The organism is Budvicia aquatica DSM 5075 = ATCC 35567 (genome assembly GCF_000427805.1).
GTDB lineage: Bacteria > Pseudomonadota > Gammaproteobacteria > Enterobacterales > Enterobacteriaceae > Budvicia > Budvicia aquatica.
On the sequence record NZ_ATYS01000019.1, the window covers coordinates 80,057 to 100,202 of the forward strand.

At 44.8% G+C, this 20,146-nt stretch carries 20 protein-coding genes; 12 read left to right on the forward strand and 8 right to left on the reverse strand.

The annotated features are described in order from the left end of the window. Positions 1–59: 59 nt before the first annotated feature. The 3 genes from ppa to fbp all read right to left on the reverse strand — a co-directional run bounded on the left by ppa (position 60) and on the right by fbp (position 2,925). The gene (gene ppa, locus YWE_RS0109735) at positions 60–593 is read right to left on the reverse strand and encodes an inorganic diphosphatase (RefSeq protein ID WP_029094355.1); all 534 of its coding nucleotides are present in this window, start codon (positions 591–593) and stop codon (positions 60–62) included. Between the two features lie 387 nt (positions 594–980). Continuing rightward, positions 981–1,727, reverse strand: a complete 747-nt coding sequence (locus YWE_RS0109740; RefSeq protein ID WP_029094356.1) for a sulfite exporter TauE/SafE family protein — start codon at positions 1,725–1,727, stop codon at positions 981–983. 181 nt (positions 1,728–1,908) lie between these two features. Next, positions 1,909–2,925, reverse strand: coding sequence for a class 1 fructose-bisphosphatase (fbp, locus tag YWE_RS0109745; protein ID WP_029094357.1), 1,017 nt, complete (start codon positions 2,923–2,925; stop codon positions 1,909–1,911). A 169-nt stretch (positions 2,926–3,094) separates the two neighbouring features. On the opposite strand from fbp, the gene mpl reads away from it, so the two are divergent. Further along, positions 3,095–4,462: a UDP-N-acetylmuramate:L-alanyl-gamma-D-glutamyl-meso-diaminopimelate ligase gene (gene mpl / locus YWE_RS0109750; protein WP_029094358.1), complete on the forward strand. Its 1,368-nt coding sequence runs from the start codon at positions 3,095–3,097 to the stop codon at positions 4,460–4,462. 80 nt (positions 4,463–4,542) lie between these two features. Here mpl and argR read toward each other — a convergent pair whose 3' ends face one another. Next, the gene (gene argR, locus YWE_RS0109755) at positions 4,543–5,013 is read right to left on the reverse strand and encodes a transcriptional regulator ArgR (protein WP_029094359.1); all 471 of its coding nucleotides are present in this window, start codon (positions 5,011–5,013) and stop codon (positions 4,543–4,545) included. Positions 5,014–5,235: 222 nt separating this feature from the next. Here argR and mdh point away from each other — a divergent pair, with 222 nt between their 5' ends. Continuing rightward, complete coding sequence (gene mdh / locus YWE_RS0109760; RefSeq protein ID WP_029094360.1) at positions 5,236–6,174, forward strand: malate dehydrogenase; 939 nt, start codon at positions 5,236–5,238, stop codon at positions 6,172–6,174. A 97-nt stretch (positions 6,175–6,271) separates the two neighbouring features. Here the strand turns inward: mdh and YWE_RS0109765 are convergent, their stop codons facing one another. Next, a complete protein-coding gene (locus YWE_RS0109765) occupies positions 6,272–6,553 on the reverse strand; it encodes a helix-turn-helix domain-containing protein (RefSeq protein ID WP_029094361.1) in 282 nt (93 codons plus the stop codon). Positions 6,554–7,202: 649 nt separating this feature from the next. Here YWE_RS0109765 and YWE_RS0109770 point away from each other — a divergent pair. Then, entirely contained in the window at positions 7,203–7,589 is a 387-nt protein-coding gene (locus YWE_RS0109770) for a DNA-binding protein (protein ID WP_029094362.1), read from the forward strand. Positions 7,590–7,656: 67 nt separating this feature from the next. Here YWE_RS0109770 and ispB read toward each other — a convergent pair whose 3' ends face one another. Then, complete coding sequence (gene ispB, locus YWE_RS0109775; RefSeq protein WP_029094363.1) at positions 7,657–8,628, reverse strand: octaprenyl diphosphate synthase; 972 nt, start codon at positions 8,626–8,628, stop codon at positions 7,657–7,659. A gap of 269 nt (positions 8,629–8,897) precedes the next feature. On the opposite strand from ispB, the gene rplU reads away from it, so the two are divergent. The 5 genes from rplU to amyA all read left to right on the forward strand — a co-directional run bounded on the left by rplU (position 8,898) and on the right by amyA (position 13,603). Beyond that, on the forward strand, positions 8,898–9,209 hold the full coding sequence (gene rplU / locus YWE_RS0109780; RefSeq protein WP_029094364.1) for a 50S ribosomal protein L21: 312 nt from the start codon (positions 8,898–8,900) through the stop codon (positions 9,207–9,209). 19 nt (positions 9,210–9,228) lie between these two features. Beyond that, positions 9,229–9,486: a 50S ribosomal protein L27 gene (gene rpmA / locus YWE_RS0109785; protein ID WP_029094365.1), complete on the forward strand. Its 258-nt coding sequence runs from the start codon at positions 9,229–9,231 to the stop codon at positions 9,484–9,486. 212 nt (positions 9,487–9,698) lie between these two features. Continuing rightward, the gene (locus YWE_RS0109790) at positions 9,699–10,661 is read left to right on the forward strand and encodes a DMT family transporter (RefSeq protein WP_029094366.1); all 963 of its coding nucleotides are present in this window, start codon (positions 9,699–9,701) and stop codon (positions 10,659–10,661) included. Positions 10,662–10,747: 86 nt separating this feature from the next. Further along, positions 10,748–11,953: an Obg family GTPase CgtA gene (gene cgtA / locus YWE_RS0109795; RefSeq protein WP_029094367.1), complete on the forward strand. Its 1,206-nt coding sequence runs from the start codon at positions 10,748–10,750 to the stop codon at positions 11,951–11,953. Positions 11,954–12,103: 150 nt separating this feature from the next. Further along, positions 12,104–13,603, forward strand: a complete 1,500-nt coding sequence (gene amyA, locus YWE_RS0109805) for an alpha-amylase (protein WP_029094368.1) — start codon at positions 12,104–12,106, stop codon at positions 13,601–13,603. A gap of 54 nt (positions 13,604–13,657) precedes the next feature. Here the strand turns inward: amyA and dacB are convergent, their stop codons facing one another. Further along, positions 13,658–15,091 (reverse strand): serine-type D-Ala-D-Ala carboxypeptidase, encoded by a 1,434-nt coding sequence (gene dacB / locus YWE_RS0109810; protein ID WP_029094369.1) that lies wholly within the window; start codon positions 15,089–15,091, stop codon positions 13,658–13,660. 382 nt (positions 15,092–15,473) lie between these two features. On the opposite strand from dacB, the gene greA reads away from it, so the two are divergent. Further along, positions 15,474–15,950, forward strand: a complete 477-nt coding sequence (greA, locus tag YWE_RS0109815) for a transcription elongation factor GreA (RefSeq protein ID WP_029094370.1) — start codon at positions 15,474–15,476, stop codon at positions 15,948–15,950. Between the two features lie 86 nt (positions 15,951–16,036). On the opposite strand, the gene yhbY is transcribed toward greA, so the two are convergent. After that, complete coding sequence (yhbY, locus tag YWE_RS0109820) at positions 16,037–16,330, reverse strand: ribosome assembly RNA-binding protein YhbY (protein WP_029094371.1); 294 nt, start codon at positions 16,328–16,330, stop codon at positions 16,037–16,039. A gap of 111 nt (positions 16,331–16,441) precedes the next feature. Here yhbY and rlmE point away from each other — a divergent pair, with 111 nt between their 5' ends. The 3 genes from rlmE (at position 16,442) to folP (ending at position 20,140) form a co-directional block, all read left to right on the forward strand. Then, positions 16,442–17,068, forward strand: a complete 627-nt coding sequence (rlmE, locus tag YWE_RS0109825; protein ID WP_036015637.1) for a 23S rRNA (uridine(2552)-2'-O)-methyltransferase RlmE — start codon at positions 16,442–16,444, stop codon at positions 17,066–17,068. Between the two features lie 47 nt (positions 17,069–17,115). Beyond that, the gene (gene ftsH / locus YWE_RS27020; RefSeq protein ID WP_051323269.1) at positions 17,116–19,065 is read left to right on the forward strand and encodes an ATP-dependent zinc metalloprotease FtsH; all 1,950 of its coding nucleotides are present in this window, start codon (positions 17,116–17,118) and stop codon (positions 19,063–19,065) included. Positions 19,066–19,306: 241 nt separating this feature from the next. After that, complete coding sequence (gene folP / locus YWE_RS0109835) at positions 19,307–20,140, forward strand: dihydropteroate synthase (RefSeq protein ID WP_029094373.1); 834 nt, start codon at positions 19,307–19,309, stop codon at positions 20,138–20,140. Positions 20,141–20,146: the final 6 nt, after the last annotated feature.

Consider the following 20,146-nt stretch of genomic DNA (forward strand, 5'->3'; position numbering starts at 1 on the left):
GAGCGCGTTGATAGCGCTCTTTTTTTATCTTAACCGCGGTTAAGATCAGCAGAAATAGATTACTTGACGTTTTTGGCGCGTTCGAAAGAGGCAACGATTTCAGCTTTTGCTGCTTCTGCGTTTTCCCAACCTTCAACTTTAACCCACTTACCTTTTTCTAAGTCTTTGTAGTGCTCAAAGAAGTGAGAAATCTGTGCACGCAGCAATTCAGGTAAATCAGTCACATCTTTAATATGATCGTATTCTTTGCTTAATTTAGTGTGCGGTACGGCGACTAATTTAGCATCTTCACCGGCTTCATCACTCATTTTCAGTACGCCAACCGGGCGGCAACGAATAACTGAACCAGGAACCAGTGGATAAGGGGTCGGCACTAATACGTCAACCGGGTCACCGTCTAATGACAGGGTATGGTTGATATAACCGTAGTTACATGGGTAGAACATGGCGGTTGACATAAAACGGTCAACAAAAATGGCGCCGGTGTCTTTGTCTACTTCGTATTTGATTGGATCGGCATTTGCCGGAATTTCAATTACCACGTAAATGTCTTCTGGAAGGTCTTTGCCTGCCGGAACCAAGTTAAGGCTCATCTTTATTTCCTTTTTCTCAAATAAAGTCGGATTAGAATTGGCGCATATTATAGCTGACTCTCTGCACGAATCCTCAATTTTTGACGATAGGCTGCATAATCAGATGAATATCTAAAATTTTATTTAGTTGTTTGTAGAAAGTATTGGGCGTGATCGCCCTTGGGCAGCGATGCCCTTAGAGCAATAATACGTCTATTCAGGATATTGCGCGGGAGTAGATCATTAATCCGACGAGTATCACGCCACCTACGCCTGACAGTGCGCAAAAAGCGATAAATACCACGACGCCTTTTTGAACGATGTTATTCATTGCTGACCTCAATGTTGTAAACGCTAATGATTATAATGGTTTCAAAAATGTAAACAACCGACGATTTTGTCTGCGGCTTATAAAAATGTTCGGCTCAATAAGGCCAGCCCGGAGATTAAAATAATGATATTGATGATCTTTAGGAAAGATTCCCTGGACAGTGCCAACGTTATGCGTCGTCCGATAAATACGCCAATGATCATGGCCGGGAACAGAACCAGAGCCATTGAAAGGAATGACCAGTCGGTATAAACACCGGCAATAAAGAAGATCACAATACGCGTGAAGGTACTAAGGCCGATGAGTGTACTTTGAGTCACTCTGATGCCATTTTTATCCGGAATTCGTCCTGACAAATAGATCGCATAAATGAAACCGCCGCTGCCAAAGAGAGCACTAAAAATACCACCAATAAAACCAAATGGTACTGATGCCTTTGCAGAATATTCGGCTACGGGTTTAAAGCCGCTTAGGGAGTAAAGGGCATAAAGAATAACAAATATAGCCAAGTATATGAGTAGCTTATCAGGGTTGGTATATAACAAGATGCCAGCGCCCAGCAGGCTACCTAATATCATCAGGGGAACGAGTCGCTTAATTTCTCCCATGTTGGCCTGTTTTCGATCTCGAGCAACGTTGGCGATAGCTGCGGAGCAATCCAGCAGGGCCAAGAGTGGAACAATTTTGTCTACCGGAATAAAAAATGCCAGCAATGGGCTTGCTATCAGAGCGGTGCCAAATCCGGTAATGCCAAAAATGATATAGGCAAAAGTTAATCCAATGCCGATAATAACCAAGTCGACGATCTGCAAATGCTCCAGCATGTAGGCCTCTTTAATATCAAAGGGTGCGATATGTCAGAATAAATAGTTAACCTAATTTGTATGGCGGTAAGCAATCTGTAACCTGCGGTGATATAAAAGAGCGTGCAGGGGTAAAAAATTACCGGAACAGATATCTCTGCTCCGGTATGACTTTTAGCGTTAACGAGATAAGCTTAAATGATTACTCGTTGCTATCCTGATCGGGGTAGTTATGCATAAAGCGTTCAGCATCTTTCACCATATCTTCGCTACCAATAAATAGCGGCATACGCTGGTGAAGTTCTTCCGGCAGAATATCCAGAATGCGACGGAATCCATCACTGGCCCGCCCGCCCGCTTGCTCGGCTAACATTGCCATTGGGTTACATTCATACAGTAAGCGTAGCTTACCTTTTGGATGTGATGCAGTACTTGGGTACAGATAAATACCGCCTTTTAACAGATTGCGGTGGAAGTCGGCGACTAAAGATCCAATATAGCGTGAAGTATAAGGGCGATTAGTTGCTTCATCCTGTTCCTGACAATACTTCAGGTACTTCTTCACGCCCATCGGGAACTTAATGTAGTTACCTTCGTTGATTGAGTACATATTCCCCTTGGCCGGGAAGCGTACTTTTTCATGGGACAGGCAGAATACGCCAATCGATGAGTCATAAGTAAAGGCATGCACACCAAAGCCGGTAGTATAAACCAGCATGGTTGATGAGCCATAAACGACATACCCGGCAGCAACCTGGCGGTTACCCGGCTGTAGGAAGTCAGCTTCAGTGATTGGCTGGCCTAAAGGCGTGATACGGCGATAGATTGAAAAAATGGTACCAACAGAAACGTTAACGTCAATGTTTGATGAGCCATCAAGTGGGTCCATCAATACCACATATTTTGCATTTGTAGCCCGTTCTCCTTCGAAGATAACAATATCGTCTTCTTCTTCGGATGCTATCCCTGCGACTTCGCCGCGCGCTTTCAGCGCTGCTTTAAGTTTTTCGTTCGCATACAGGTCAAGCTTCATCTGAGCCTCGCCCTGCACATTTGAAACGCCATTAGTTCCAAGAATATCAACCAGACCTGCTTTGTTGATATCACGATGGATAATTTTAGCGCCTAGTTTAATTGCTGAAAGTAACGAAGTAAGCTCACCGGTGGCGTGAGGAAAATCGTGTTGCTTCTCGACGATAAATTCGCCTAACGTTTTCATGAACGATTCCTGAATAGGCTGAAAGAATGGTGGCAATCATATGCCGCCAGTATGTGTGGGGAAATTTTAACTAAAGGTTAAAGAAATTGATAGGTTATTCCTCTTCTTATAGACCGCCCAAGGCGTTAGAATGAGAGCTAACTCGATACACCAGAAAAATGGAAATACAATGCGCATTCACATTCTTGGTATTTGCGGCACGTTTATGGGCGGCATAGCGATGCTTGCTCGTGCTTTAGGACATCAGGTAACGGGCTCTGATGCTAATGTTTACCCTCCAATGAGTACATTGCTAGAGAATCAAGGTATCGAGCTTATTCAGGGTTACGATCCTGCTCAGCTTGATCCTGCCCCCGACCTGGTGATTATTGGTAATGCAATGAAGCGCGGGAACCCTTGTGTTGAAGCGGTATTAGAGCAAGGAATCCATTATGTTTCTGGTCCTCAGTGGCTACATGATAATGTACTGCGCGACCGTTGGGTAATCGCGATTGCCGGTACGCATGGTAAAACAACCACGGCGGGTATGGCGGCGTGGATCCTCGAAAGCTGTGGCTATAAGCCGGGGTTTGTCATTGGCGGCGTTCCGGGTAATTTCGATGTGTCAGCCTGCCTTGGCGACAGCCCATTCTTTGTTATTGAAGCCGATGAGTATGACAGTGCGTTTTTTGATAAACGGTCTAAATTTGTCCATTACTGCCCGCGCACTCTGGTGCTGAATAATTTAGAGTTTGACCATGCGGATATTTTTGATGATTTGCCTGCGATTCAGAAGCAGTTCCATCATTTGGTTCGTTTGGTGCCGGGTAAAGGCAAAATTATCCTGCCTGAGAACGATCTGAATTTGAAACAGGTCATAAATATGGGCTGTTGGAGTGAGCTTGAATTCTCCGGTGAAGGGCAACAGTGGAATGCTCAAAAACTGAATGCTGAAGCCAGTCATTATCAGGTTATGCTCAACGGTGAAGTAGTCGGTGAGGTTAATTGGTCGCTGGTAGGCGAACATAATATGCATAACGGCTTAATGGCTATTGCAGCTGCCCGGCACGTTGGCGTTCTGCCAAAAGATGCCTGCGATGCGCTTGGTGAGTTTATTAATGCCCGTCGCCGCTTAGAGCTGAGAGGTGAAGTCAATAATATCTCGGTTTATGATGATTTTGCCCACCATCCAACGGCTATTCTGGCAACGCTGACCGCGTTAAGAGGCAAAGTTGGTGGTACCGCCAGAATCCTCGCCGTGTTTGAGCCTCGTTCCAATACCATGAAGATGGGTATAAGCAAAAATGATTTGGCTCCGGCGTTTGGACGCGCGGATGAGGTTTTCTTACTTCAGCCTGAAAATCTACCGTGGCAGATTTCAGACGTTGTTGATGCCTGTATTCAGCCGGCTCACTGGTCTGGTGATTTAGATACGCTGGTGAATATGATAGTAAAAACGGCTTTGCCCGGTGACAATATTTTAGTGATGAGTAACGGCGGGTTTGGTGGCATACACGACAAGTTGCTTGCCGGACTAAAAGAAAAAGAGCTGATCTAACGCTTAGTAGCTCTGCAAGCTTGGACTAAAAAGGCCTTCATGATGAAGGCCTTTTATATTTAATAGCACCAACCCATTAATTAAAGCTCTTGCTCAAACAGCTCCAGAATGGCCTCATAAAGCTGCTCTACGCTAAAGCCTCTGGCTGGGGTAGTAAATATGGTGTCATCGCCAGCAATTGTACCCAGTATCCCTTCTGATTTACCGATAGAGTCGAGAAGGCGTGCCAATAGCTGTGCAGCACCCGGACTGGTATGGATAACCACCAGAGCGTCGTTATAGTCGACATCTAAAATCAGGTTCTTTAATGGGCTTGTTGCGGTCGGAACGCCTAATTCGCTGGGTAAGCAGTAAACCATCTCCATTTTGGCATTGCGAATTCGGACTGCGCCAAACTTAGTTAGCATGCGGGAAATTTTTGACTGATTGATGTTCTCGAAACCCTCATCTTGTAAAGCTTGTACTATTTCACCTTGAGAGCTGAGTTTCTCTTCTTTTAATAGTGCTTTAAAGGCCTTAACCAGATCGTCTTGCTTTGTAGAGCTTCGCATCATTTACCGCCGATAGTTAGATAACAATGTACTCATTATGAATAAAAATCGCGCCGGACTCAAAAATCTTTATATATTGTCGTGAACTTAATGTATTTAACTAGTTATTTTTTGGGTTATATCTCAATCTGCTGGGTTAGTGTTTGTTATCGCGCTTTTCATCCTCTAAGCTTGACACATGAATTCCAATAACACATTAAATGCAATACAAAGGAGTAATGAATGAAAGTTACAGTACTAGGGGCTGCAGGAGGAATTGGTCAGGCCCTTGCTTTATTACTTAAGACACAGTTACCCGCTAATTCTGAACTCTCCCTTTATGATATCGCGCCAGTTACTCCTGGTGTAGCCGTCGATTTGAGCCATATTCCCACTGCAGTTGAAGTGAAAGGCTTTAGTGGTGAAGATGCAAAGCCTGCACTACAAGGTGCTGATATTGTTTTGATTTCTGCCGGTGTAGCCCGTAAACCGGGGATGGATCGCTCCGATCTTTTCAACATTAATGCAGGTATCGTTCGTAACCTGATTGAACAAGTTGCTCAGGTGTGCCCTAAGGCATGTATCGGCATTATTACTAATCCGGTTAACACAACGGTTGCAATTGCAGCTGAAGTTCTGAAGAAAGCGGGCGTATATGATAAGAATAAGTTATTCGGAATCACTACGCTGGATATCATCCGCTCAAATACCTTTGTTGCTGCTCTGAAAGGCAAATCACCAACAGAGGTTGAAGTACCTGTTATCGGCGGCCATTCTGGCGTGACTATTTTACCATTACTGTCACAGATTCCGGGCGTTAGCTTCACAGATAGTGAAATCGAAAGCCTGACTAAGCGTATCCAGAATGCGGGTACCGAAGTGGTTGAGGCTAAAGCTGGTGGTGGATCTGCGACCCTTTCGATGGGGCAGGCTGCGGCCCGTTTCGCATTGTCTTTGATTAAGGCAATGAAGGGTGAGAGCAATGTTGTTGAGTGTGCTTACGTTGAAGGTGATGGTCAATATGCCCGCTTCTTCGCTCAACCTCTTATCCTAGGTAAGAATGGAATAGAGTCGAAAAAAGATATTGGTACATTATCTGCCTTTGAGAAGAAAGCGCTTGAATCTATGTTAGATGTTTTACATCAAGACATTGAATTGGGTGAGAAATTTATTCAAGGCTAATTATTAATCTTACTGCTAAGAAGACCGCTACCAGCCTTACTGTTAGCGGTTTTTTTATGTTAATCGACAACCATAAACTGACTTAGTTAATGCTGCCTTATGGCATGTCAGAAGGCTCTGTTTTATTTTTGGGCAGGCGATATGGGGCTAGCTTACGGCTCTTAGGATCAAAATAACGGCTAGGCCAGATTTCTGACGGGTGAGTCTCTAGTGCATTCGCAATAAGCCATTCACCTTTGGGCCATGGTCTTACTAAAGCGTTAGCTAAGGTCGATGAACTTAAACCAGATTGGCGTGAAAGGGCGGCTAAAGTTGTTCCCCTTTTACGTAATGCCGCAATAATATCAGCGGAATGCCAGTCACTTTTCCTTGAAACCATGAATATACTCCTTGAGTGTATGAATTAATCACAGATGTTATAGAAACAACTAACAGATACGCGTTAGTTTATTTTTTACAACACTTACACTGAGTGTTATTTGTAATATTTATATCAACAAATTTCTTAATATAGTTCAACAGATTTATTTGATGGATAATAAATGAATCTCGATGATTGAAATAATGTATTTATCGTAATTCATTATTTCTTATGATGATATTTTGTTTTTATCGTTTCTATTGCGTTGTTTATTCTGATGTGATTATTTTTTGTAATTTCTTAATCAGGTTACTTGTTTATATTAATTTTCTTTTTGATGGGGGTAATTTTATATATAAATTCAATTTATGATTCATAGAGTTATCTATATATTTTCTATTATTATTAACTTTGGTGTCTTGTGGCCACCTGCGCTGCCTTTAACGCATGTTTTTACAATGAGTTAACCTGTCTTTTAATACAGTCATGATAATTTAAGTTAGGCGTTTTTTTATTTATATGGCTAACATGATTAAGTTACTTGTTTGTATACTCAGGTTACAAAAGAAACGATGAATGCTCTGCTAATTAAAATATTTCATCTGTTTTTAAGAAAATCATTAGTGACCTGATAATTTGGATTAGTGGGAGAAAGGGAGCATATTTTATGAAAAAAGAATGGTTTTCAACAAATGAGCTGACAGGTATTGCCGGGTTACCTTCGACCATTCAGGGAATTAATCAAAAAGCTCGCAGAGAACACTGGACCAGTCGTAAGCGTTTAGGTATACAAGGCAAAGCCCTCGAATACCACATCGATAGTATTCCAGATAAAGCTAAGAATATTTTACGTGCACACGAGAATGGTGCGCAATATATGGCTAATGGTAACGATCCCTTTACTATCTGGGTTACTGCATATAATCAATTGACCCCAAGTGAACGAGATCAAATCATTACGCTGATTGTTCGTAGTGGCGTCATTGGACTAATGGCAAAAATTAATACCAGTGCGCCAGCGGCCATACCGGATGCGGAACTGGCAGAAGCCTAGTCAAAGGTTGGGTTAAAAATAAAACAGATAACGGGCCGCTGGCGGCCCGTTATCTGTGAATTATCGTTTAGGTGTCTCTGTGAACCGAGATGCGAGCCAGTCCTTCCAGTGCCGCTTTATACGGCGAGTCTGGCAGGCAGGCTAGTGCTTCAATAGCCTTATTGGCCTCTTCTTCGGCTCTTTGCTGGGTATAGGTTAGCGAGCCACACTGATGCATGGTCTCTAATACTGGCTCTAGCAGGTGTCGCCCGTTACCTTGCTCAATGGCTTCACGAATCTGCGCGGATCTCTCTGGCGTGCCGTTATGCATCGCATGTAGCAATGGCAGTGTTGGTTTGCCTTCATTAAGATCGTCACCCAGATTTTTCCCGAGCTTAGCTCCGTCAGCACTGTAGTCCAACAGGTCATCAATCAGTTGGAAGGCAGTGCCAATATAGCGACCATAATCCTGCAGTGCTTTCTCTTGCTCTGGCGTGGCGTCTGCCAAAATTGCAGATGCCTGCGCCGCCGCTTCAAAAAGCCGGGCAGTTTTACTGTAAATAACCTGCATATAATTTTCTTCAGTGATATCGGGATCGTTACAGTTCATCAACTGCATCACCTCACCTTCAGCAATCACGTTGGTTGCTGAAGACATCAGCTTGAGAATTTTTAACGATCCCAAGCTGGTCATCATCTGAAATGAACGGGTGTAGATAAAGTCGCCAACTAATACGCTGGCAGCATTGCCAAATGCGGCGTTAGCCGTGGCTTTTCCTCTACGGAGATCGGATTCATCCACCACATCATCATGAAGTAGGGTTGCTGTGTGAATGAATTCAATTAAGGCTGCGGACGTAATATGCCCGTCACCTTGATAATTTAGAGCCCTGGCAGCAAGCACTGCGATCATCGGCCGAATGCGTTTCCCGCCACCGCTGATAATGTAATGTCCCAATTGATTGATAAGTACTACATCTGAATCTAATTGGGCCAATATTGCCGCGTTGACCGCTACCATGTCCTTTTCTGCTAACTGCGTGATTTTTTCAATGTTCATAGCGTCAATTATAATATTATCGTTTTGATATTAGGGGCCATCCTCTAGCGTGTCAGAATGAACGCCAAGGCTAGGGGATTGTACTTGAAAATGAGCATAGAGGAACGCCCTTAAATGTGCTTAATTATTTTCTTCTACTTCTTAGCTATTATGCGCTTGTCAACGGTTAGATTTTTGCGTAGAATTCGCGCCCTATTGTGAATATTTTATAGCGCACTCTATACACATTAAATTTAACTGAGTCGGGTGCGCGGAAATGCGGAGTTTATATGTACGCGGTTTTCCAAAGTGGTGGTAAACAACACCGAGTAAGCGAAGGTCAAACAGTTCGCTTGGAAAAGCTGGACATCGCAACGGGTGAAACAATTGAGTTTGACCAGGTGATGATGATCGCTAACGGTGAAGACGTCAAAATTGGCGTTCCATTCGTTGACGGCAGCAAAGTTAAAGCAGAAATTGTGGCGCACGGTCGTGGCGATAAAATTAAAATCGTTAAGTTCCGTCGTCGTAAACATTACCGTAAGCAGCAGGGCCACCGTCAGTGGTTTACTGATGTTAAAATCACTGCTATCAGCGCTTAAGGTATAGGAGATCGGATAAATGGCACATAAAAAGGCTGGCGGTTCCACACGAAATGGCCGCGATTCTGAAGCGAAACGTTTAGGCGTTAAGCGTTTTGGTGGTGAATCAATCCTGGCTGGCAACATTCTGGTACGTCAACGTGGTACCAAATTCCACGCTGGTACTAACGTAGGTTGCGGTCGCGATCACACTCTGTTTGCTTTAATTGACGGTAAAGTCAAATTTGAAGTAAAAGGCCCGAAAAATCGTAAGTTTATCAGCATCGAAGCTGAATAACTTTCTCGAGCCCGAATAGATGTAAGGCCCTGCAATTATTATTGCGGGGCTTTTTATTTTTGAGAATATGTTAACTTATCGGCTGTTGGTGGCATGATTGATGGGCTTTTTAAGGTCCATTCTCTATCAATATTTTGTTGTTGTACCTAAAATTCGAATTCGCATCTAAATTAGATTAGGATCAGTTCCGCAGTGCTGGAGCCGTTAGACAAATGTCCCAAGTAAAGCAGAGTATGGCATTAGGCATTACATTCGCACTAATAACCGCGGTGTTATGGGGTGCAGTGCCCATTGCGATGAAGCAACTTTTAACCGATATGACGCCTTATACCATTGTCTGGTATCGATTTGTGATATCTGCCGTTGGGCTGGGTATTGTGTTAGCGGTTCAAGGCAAGTTGCCGAGCCTAAGGTTATTTAAGCGTCCTCGCTGGCTGGCAATGCTAATTATTGCTTCACTAGGGTTAGTCGGAAACTTCATTCTATTTAGTTCCGCATTGCAATATCTTACGCCAACGGCTTCGCAGGTGATTGCGCAACTGTCGCCGGTCGGTATGATGTTTGCCAGCGTGCTTATCTTAAAAGAGAGCATGAGGATTACGCAGGTTATCGGTGCAGTAATGTTAATTTTTGGTCTGGTACTGTTTTTTAATACTAACCTGATTGAGATATTTACTCGCTTAACTGATTACACCATGGGCGTCATACTCGGTGTTTGTTCATCTCTGGTCTGGGTCTGCTATGCGCTTGCACAGAAGATATTACAACGTCGGTTAGCCGCTTCTCAGATCTTATTTTTACTGTACGTATTGTGTGTCATTTTCGTCACTCCTATATCGGCACCTAGTGAGATTTATAAACTGAATTCATGGCAGCTTAGCTGTTTAGCTTTCTGTGGTTTAAATACCTTGGTTGCCTATGGAGCTTTAGGGGAAGCAATGGCGCGTTGGCAGGTGGCACAGGTGAGTGCCCTGATTACGCTAACGCCTTTATTTACCCTAGTATTTTCTGATTTATTAGCACTGTTCTGGCCGGATATGTTCTCCATGACGGTGTTAAATATACTTGGATATAGCGGCGCATTCATTGTTGTTATGGGCGCCATGTTTTCCGCTGCGGGTCATCGATTACTCCCCCGGCGGTCAGAGAAAAAACCGGTCTTACCCCTTAAATAGCGTTCAGACATTTACCCTGACTCATATAGGGTAAAATTAAACAAAGTCATTTGGGTAGTCGGATAAATAATTTACGGAGACAGTGAATGAAGTTCGTTGATGAAGCAGTCATTCGCGTTGAAGCAGGCGACGGTGGTAACGGTTGTGTAAGCTTCCGCCGCGAAAAATATATTCCAAACGGCGGCCCTGACGGCGGCGACGGCGGCGACGGCGGCGACGTTTTCATGGTTGCTGATGAAAACCTTAACACGCTGATTGATTATCGCTTTGAGAAGTCTTTCCGTGCTGAGCGCGGTCAGAATGGTCAAAGCAAAGCCTGTACCGGGCGCAGAGGCCAAGATATTACGATCAAAGTACCTGTGGGTACGCGTATTAAAGATCAGGATACCGGTGAGATTCTGGGCGATTTGACCCGCCACGGGCAGAAACTGATGGTGGCCAAAGGTGGTTTCCATGGTTTAGGTAACCTGCGTTTTAAATCTTCGATTAACCGTGCTCCGCGTCAAAAGACCAGCGGTACGCCGGGTGATAAACATGATTTATTACTCGAATTACTGCTGCTGGCTGATGTCGGCATGTTGGGTTTACCTAATGCGGGTAAATCAACCTTTATTCGCGCAGTTTCTGCTGCGAAACCGAAGGTTGCTGATTATCCGTTTACCACCTTGATACCTAGCCTTGGCGTAGTCCGTATGGACAGCGAGCAGAGCTTTGTGATCGCAGATATTCCCGGCCTTATTGAAGGGGCTTCAGACGGCGCTGGCTTAGGCATTCGCTTCCTTAAGCACCTTGAGCGCTGTCGTGTACTATTACACCTGATCGATATTGCCCCGATTGATGAGTCAAACCCGGTTGAAAATGCGCATGTTATTATCAATGAGCTCAATCAATACAGTGAAAACTTATCTGAAAAACCACGTTGGCTAGTGTTTAACAAAGTCGATTTAGTGAGTGAAGAAGAAGCTGAGGCTAGAGCAAAAGAGATCGCTGATGCACTCGGCTGGGAAGACAAGTACTATTTGATTTCAGCGGCTAACCGGGCTGGCGTTACTGCGCTTTGCTGGGATGTCATGGCCTTCCTGAACGCACATCCTAAAGCGATGGCGATTGAAGAAGTCGCGCCTGAAAAAGTTGAGTTCATGTGGGATGATTATCATCGCGAGCAGTTAGACGGTCCGGAGAGTAAAAGTACTGAAGAGATCTGGAGTGGTACTGATGGTGATGAAGATGATGATGACGATGATTGGGATGAAGAAGACGATGACGGCGTTGAGATTATTTATGAACGCTGATTGATTTACCCGTCGTATTAATAGAAAAGGCTGCCTTAGGGTAGCCTTTTCTATTTAAGCTGAATTGATAATTAATATTCGGTTTTGCTGCATTTTCAGCCAATTAACACCATACTCTTACTGAACCCAATTGAGTTATGGAACCAGTAAATCATGAAAAAAGCGACATTGCTGCAGTTTTTCCACTGGTATTATCCTGATGGGGGCAAGCTATGGCCAGAGGCCGCGGAGCGTGCGGCTGAGCTGGCTGATTTAGGCATAACTGCAGTTTGGCTTCCGCCTCCTTATAAAGGCGCCTCTGGTGGTTATTCAGTTGGCTATGATACCTATGACATATTTGATCTCGGTGAGTTTGATCAAAAAGGTTCTCGCGCGACTAAATACGGTGATAAAGAGGGGTTACTTAATGCAGTTAATACCCTTAAAAATCATGGTTTAGAAGTCTATTTGGATATCGTTCTGAATCATAAGCTTGGTGCTGATGAAAAAGAAAAGGTTAAGGTCAAAAAAGTCGATCCCGATAACCGGAATGATATTTCAACCGAAGTGATTGAGGCTTTGGCCTATACTCGCTTTACATTTCCGGGCCGAAAAAATCAGTACTCTGAATACGTTTGGGATTATCACAGCTTTAGCGGCGTTGATTATATCGAAGAGCCTCAAGAAGAGGGGATATTTAAGATCGTCAATGACTACGCTGACGAGGGATGGAACGATGAAGTTGACAGCGAAAATGGTAATTATGATTTTCTGATGGGCGCCAATATTGAGTTTCGAAATCCGGCGGTGATAGAGGAACTAAAACGCTGGATTACCTGGCTGATGGAAACCGTTCCTTGTGATGGCTTCAGACTGGATGCAGTGAAACATATTCCCGCATGGTTTTTTAAACAATGGCTGGACCATGCCAGAGGCACCGTGCAGCGTAATCTATTTACCGTTGCTGAATATTGGTCGCATGATTTGACTGTTTTACAGCAATACTTAGCGCTGATTGATGACAAACTAATGCTGTTTGACGCTCCGCTTCATCTGAATTTCCACCATGCATCAAAAGGCGGAGATGAATTCGATCTGACGACCATTCTTGATGGCTCATTAGTTGCCGCTGATGCAGAACACGCTGTAACGCTTGTTGCTAATCATGATACTCAGCCTTTGCAGTCGTTAGAAACCCCGGTTGAACCTTGGTTTAAGCCTTTAGCCTACGCGTTAATTTTGCTGCGAGAGCAGGGGGTTCCTTGTATTTTCTACCCGGATCTATTTGGTGCAAATTATCAGGATGAGGGAAGTGATGGCGGGCTCTATGATATTGAGATACCCGCTATTGAGCAACTGCCCCTATTGATTAAAGGGCGTCAGCGCTTCGCTAATGGCATTCAGACCGACTATTTTGATGATGTCAACTGTATTGCTTTTGTCCGTTCTGGTACCGATGACGGGCCTGGTTGTGTGGTGATCATGTCGAACGGTAGCGAAAATAAAAAAGTGATAGCGCTGGGAGCCGGGTTCGAAAATAAGCGCTATTGTGATTATCTTGGGCATCGTCAGGAAACGATCGTTACTGATGAGCAGGGAACGGGCGCGTTTTCAGTTAACGGCGGGAGCGTTAGCGTTTGGGTCTTAGCCGAGATGATTGATGCTGATTGAGTGATGAATTACCGGGCGGTTTTTATCTCCGCCCGGAAAGCGTTTTATCAGCGATTAGTTATTAGTATAAATATCCCGGTACAGTTGGCTCTCGAAGCCGGCTAATGTTGCTTTGCGGCCAGAACGGTCTTGTGGCGACATAGCATAACCAGAAAGATACTGAACGAAAGCCATTTTCTCTCCGCTAGCGGTAGTGATAAATCCCGCCAAATTGTATACGCCTTGAAGCGCGCCCGTTTTGGCTAAAACTTTTCCGTCTAATCCGGCATCTTTAAAGCCACTGCGTGAGCGCAGTGTCCCGTCTTGGCCTGATACTGGCAGCATGGAGATGAAATCTAATTGAGCGTCATTCTTAGCGATATACTGCAAAATTTGCATCATGGTATCGGCAGCAATAAGGTTATGCCTGGAAAGGCCCGAGCCATCCGCAATGACGGTGTTGCCAATATCAATACCCGCCTGATTACGCAGGGTTGAACGAACGGCGTTTGCACCGGTTCGCCATGTGCCCGGCACTCCGTACTGTTTGTTACCCAGCGTGCGAAATACGGTATCAGCAATCATATTGTCTGACTCTTTTAACATGACTTTAAGTAAGTTATGTAGTGTGTCTGACTGAGTCTGAGCAATAATTTTTTCAGGCGTAGTGTTTGATGTCTGGAACCTGATCGCGTTTCCAATTTGAATTCCGGCCTGTTGAAATTCACTTTTCACTATCTGAGCGGCATAACCCGCACCATCCTGAATAGCGAAGGCTAAAGAAATCGGTTTTTCTTGCTGAGTCAGGCAGCCTGTCAGAGTATATTTCTGATTTTCCCCGGCGGTAACATCAAATTCGCAGTAACGGGCGTCCGGTGAGTTTCTTGGGTAGGACCGGACATTGCTAATAACCTGTACCGGGTAATACGGGGCAACCTGTGGCGTTGCTATGCCGCCGTCCTGTTTGGACGTTTGCAGCGCAATGGTGAAACAGTTTTTATCTACAATAGCGGCCGAAGGCGGAGCACTAAAGCACTGAGTCATATCATTCCATGACCAGCCCGGCGCTTTATCGTGGCTGGCAAATATCGAGGTATCAATCACTAGACTGCCGGATACTTTTTGTAACCCTTGCTGTTTAAGTGATTGCACCATATTGCGAATTTGTTGACGTTTCAGCGTTGGATCACCGCTAAATCGAACCACTAAGTCTCCGTTGAGAACACCGTTACTTATGCCGGCGGAACTTTCCATTGTAGTGGTAAATCGATAATCCGGACCCAGTTGTAGCAGTGCAGCTAAGGCAGTTACCACCTTTTGCGTACTGGCCGGCAGGCTGAGCTGTTTTCCGTGATAGTCTATTGAAGGTGCAGGGGCCCCGACTTTTTGCACCATCAGTGAAAGGCTGGCCCCTTCCGGTAGCAAATTTGTATATTGTTCAACGGGCACTGCCTGTGCAGTTAATGCGAGCGAGCATGCCAAACCAGTGAGAATTTTCAGTAAACGCATAATGAATAGATACCTGCTTACCTGCAAAAATAAAAAGTAGTTGCCCCGATATCGGTTCTTGCTAAACCGCTCCAGCGGGTAGCCAGCAAATATGAAGAGAGGCAAAAGTCCGAATAGGTGAAAGTGTATCACTATTTGATGACATCATTTATACCATGGTTGCCATACGCTCGGATGGTGAGTAATAAAAGTAAACAATGACCCCACAGCAACTCTAAGGTAAAATGGGGATTAAATACGATATTTATTTGGCTTGGTAAAATAGTGCCGGGTCGGACTCTATTTGTTTGTAAAGTAGCCGGTATGGCAGACTGATGCCGTTAATTTATTATAAATCGTCGCTATTATAACTAAAGTTTGGCGATTTAAGAGGGAATAGTAGATGAAACAAATTCCAATGACGTTACTTGGTGCAGAGAGCCTGCGTGAAGAGCTTGAGTTTTTAAAAAGCGTACGCAGACCAAAAATTATCTCTGATATCGCTGAGGCTCGCGCTCACGGAGATCTCAAAGAAAACGCTGAATATCATGCTGCCCGTGAACAGCAAGGATTTTGTGAAGGTCGTATTCAGGATATCGAAGCTAAGCTATCGAATGCTCAGATTATCGATGTAACGAAAATGCCCAATACGGGGCGGGTTATTTTCGGTGCCACGGTCAAAGTGATGAACCTGGAAACGGAAGAAGAAGTGACTTACCGCATTGTCGGTGATGATGAGGCTGATTTTAAACAAAATCTAATCTCAATTAATTCACCGATGGCGCGTGGTTTGATCGGCAAGGAAGCGGACGACGTGGTGGTGATTAAAGCGCCGGGCGGTGACATCGAATTTGAGATTTTGAAGGTTGAATATCTCTGATTTTTAGCTATGTTACATTTGGTTAAAGGTTAATCGAATGTAAAGAAATGAAAAAAGGCGACAATTATCACCTTTTTTCATCAAACTTAACGAGGCAGGCTGATTTTTTTATCTTTACTTGCTCTATAGAGCACTAAAATACTACCAATCACCTGCACGTTGTTAGCGCCAGTTTCACGAGTAATTGCATCAGCAATCAGCTGTTTTGTTTCGCGCTCTTCCGTTGATATTTTTACTTTGATCAGCTCATGATGCGCTAAAGCTTGTTCGATTTCAGCGAGAACGCCCTCTGTGAGGCCGTTACCACCAATCATCACCACAGGCTTTAAAGGGTGCGCTAAGCTTTTAAGATGTTGCTTTTGCTTGTTAGATAGATTCATTTTCTTTACGTCAGTTTGGGGTTGGGGTTGAAAACGGCTTATTCTACCGCCATCTGATACTTATCACCAATTTGGTGTGAAGCCGATAGACATTTATGGTTGGAATACCACATGGGTAAAAAGCGTTCAGGCAGTTCAACGCGCTGGTTACAAGAACACTTTAGCGATAAATATGTGCAACAAGCGCAGAAAAAAGGGCTACGTTCCCGCGCATGGTTTAAACTAGATGAAATACAGCAAACTGACAAACTATTTAGGCCGGGAATGACAGTTGTTGATTTGGGGGCGGCCCCTGGCGGATGGTCACAATATGTTGTGACACAAATTGGTAACAAAGGTAGAGTAATCGCATGCGACATTTTACCTATGGATCCAATAGTCGGAGTTGACTTCCTTCAGGGTGATTTTCGTGATGAGATGGTACTGAAAGCCTTATTAGAACGCGTAGGTGATGGTAAGGTTCAGGTGGTAATGTCTGATATGGCGCCGAATATGAGTGGCACTCCCGCCGTTGATATTCCAAGGGCGATGTATCTGGTTGAGTTGGCGTTAGAGATGTGTAGAGATGTCTTAGCGCCGGGCGGGAGTTTTTTGGTGAAGGTCTTTCAAGGAGAGGGTTTTGATGAGTATTTACGTCAAGTTCGCTCTCTTTTCAGCATAGTAAAGGTCCGAAAACCTGATGCTTCGCGAGCTCGTTCACGTGAAGTATACATTGTAGCGACTGGGCGCAAACTGTAGTACCCTAACGCGTATTGTTAACACCATTGTAATATGAGGTTAATTCCTTGAGTGATATGGCGAAAAACCTAATTCTCTGGTTGGTCATCGCAGTTGTACTGATGACTGTATTTCAGAGCTTCGGGCCTAGCGAATCGAATAGTCGTCGTACCGACTATTCGGAATTTATGACGCAGGTTAGTAATAACCAGGTCAGCGAAGCTCGTATTAGCGGGCGTGAAATTCAGTATAAAACGCAGCAGGACAAAGCAGCCCATACAACTTACATGCCAATGGAAGACCCATTGCTTCTTAGCCTTCTGCTAAAAAATAATGTAAGAACTATTGGTGAGCCGCCTGAACAGCCTGGCTTCCTACAACAGGTCTTTATCTCCTGGTTCCCGATGCTGTTATTGATCGGTGTCTGGATCTTCTTCATGCGCCAAATGCAAGGCGGTGGTGGTAAAGGCGCGATGTCATTCGGCAAAAGTAAGGCCAGAATGCTATCGGAAGAACAAATCAAAACCACGTTTGCTGACGTAGCCGGTTGTGATGAAGCAAAAGAAGATGTGAGTGAGCTGGTTGAGTTCTTACGCGATCCAAGCCGTTTCCAGAAGCTGGGTGGTAAGATCCCTAAAGGTATACTGATGGTCGGTCCTCCGGGAACCGGTAAAACTTTGCTGGCTAAAGCCATTGCCGGTGAAGCCAAAGTTCCTTTCTTCACTATTTCTGGTTCTGACTTTGTTGAAATGTTTGTGGGTGTTGGTGCATCTCGTGTGCGCGACATGTTCGAACAGGCTAAAAAAGCGGCTCCATGTATCATCTTTATTGATGAAATCGACGCCGTTGGCCGTCAGCGTGGTGCAGGTTTAGGCGGTGGTCATGATGAACGTGAACAAACGCTAAACCAAATGCTGGTTGAGATGGATGGTTTTGAAGGTAATGAAGGCGTTATCGTTATTGCCGCAACTAACCGTCCTGACGTTTTAGACCCTGCATTACTGCGCCCGGGCCGTTTCGACCGTCAGGTTGTGGTTGGTCTGCCTGATGTTCGCGGTAGAGCTCAGATCCTTAAAGTTCATATGCGTCGCGTACCGGTATCGCCGGATGTTGATGAATCAGTTATTGCGCGTGGTACTCCGGGCTTCTCGGGTGCTGACTTAGCTAACTTAGTCAATGAAGCGGCTCTGTTTGCTGCCCGTACCAATAAACGTGTTGTATCGATGGTTGAGTTTGAAAAAGCCAAAGATAAGATCATGATGGGTGCGGAGCGTCGTTCTCTGGTTATGACCGAAGAGCAGAAAGAGTCAACGGCCTATCATGAAGCCGGACATGCGATTATTGGGCGTTTAGTACCAGAGCACGATCCTGTCCATAAGGTTACGATTATTCCTCGTGGCCGTGCATTGGGTGTGACTTTCTTCCTGCCGGTTGGTGATGCAATAAGTGAGAACCGCCAGAAGCTGGAAAGCCGTATTTCAACGCTGTACGGTGGTCGTTTAGCCGAAGAGCTAATTTACGGACCTGAAAAAGTGTCTACCGGTGCTTCTAATGATATTAAAGTAGCCACCTCAATTGCCCGTAACATGGTGACTCAGTGGGGCTTCTCTGAGAAGTTAGGTCCTTTACTGTACGCAGAGGAAGAGGGCGAAGTATTCCTTGGCCGCTCAATGTCAAAAAGCAAGCACATGTCTGATGAAACGGCGCGTATTATCGACCAGGAAGTTAAATCACTAATTGAACGCAACTATGAGCGTGCAAGACAGATTCTGGAAGATAATATGGACATCCTGCACTCGATGAAGGATGCATTGATGAAGTATGAAACTATTGATGCTCCTCAGATCGACGATCTGATGGCCCGCAGAGAAGTTCGTACTCCGGCCGGCTGGGATGATGCACAAAGCGGTGGAACTAAACCACCAGCGGGTAACGCACAGACTCCGGTTATGCCTGCAGAACCGACAGTGACAGACTTGCATAAGCCTGACGCGCCAAGTGACAAGCCCGCTGTTTAAGCTATCATTTGGTCGAGTATGATAATAAAAACCCCGAGCTTGCTCGGGGTTTTTGTATTTATCGGTATAATATACCGGTCATACGTCAAGCCGCATCTTTGTTAGCTGCGCTGGCTCACCCGAATTATTTGGGGTATAAAACCGTCTCTTCATCAGAAGGTTTTGTTTGCGGTTAGTTATCTGGCCTAGAGTAAAATAGTAGGCGTTATTTATTGCGATATGCAGGATTAAGGAATTCATCATGAAGTTAGACAGCAGGGGATTAACCTTGGATCTCTCTTATCCACAGGTGATGGGGATCCTTAACGTAACCCCCGACTCCTTTTCCGATGGCGGTCGCTTTAAACAAATTGATAATGCGCTACGCCATGCAAATGAGATGATTCAGGCGGGCGCGACTATTATCGATATTGGCGGCGAATCTACGCGGCCCGGTGCGGCAGACGTTTCGGTAGAGGAAGAGCTTGACCGGGTTATTCCGGTGGCAGAAGCGATTGCGAAAAATTTTGAAATCTGGGTTTCAGTCGATACGTCTAAGCCAGAGGTTATGAGAGAATCAGACCGGGTAGGTGTTCATCTGATCAATGATATTCGGGCTCTGCAAGAGCCGGGAGCGATGGATGCCGCGCTTGAAACCGGATTACCTGTTTGCCTGATGCATATGCAGGGAATGCCCAGAACAATGCAGCATGAACCCCAATATCAGGATGTTGTGGCTGAGGTTGACGCTTTTTTCGTTGAACATATTGCCCGATGCCTTGATGCCGGAATCGAACGAAGTAAGCTGCTACTCGATCCGGGATTTGGCTTTGGTAAGAATCTAAAACATAATTATCAATTATTGGCTCATTTGTCAGACTTTCATCATTTTGAATTGCCGCTATTGGTCGGAATGTCGAGAAAGTCTATGATAGGGCAACTTTTGAATGTGCCTCCTGAGCAGCGGGTAGTGGGTAGCGTTACCTGTGCGGTGATTGCCGCGATGCAAGGGGCTCAAATTATTCGCGTACACGACGTAAAAGAAACGGCAGAAGCGATGAGAGTCGTTGAAGCTACACTTTCGGCTAAGGGATAAAAATAA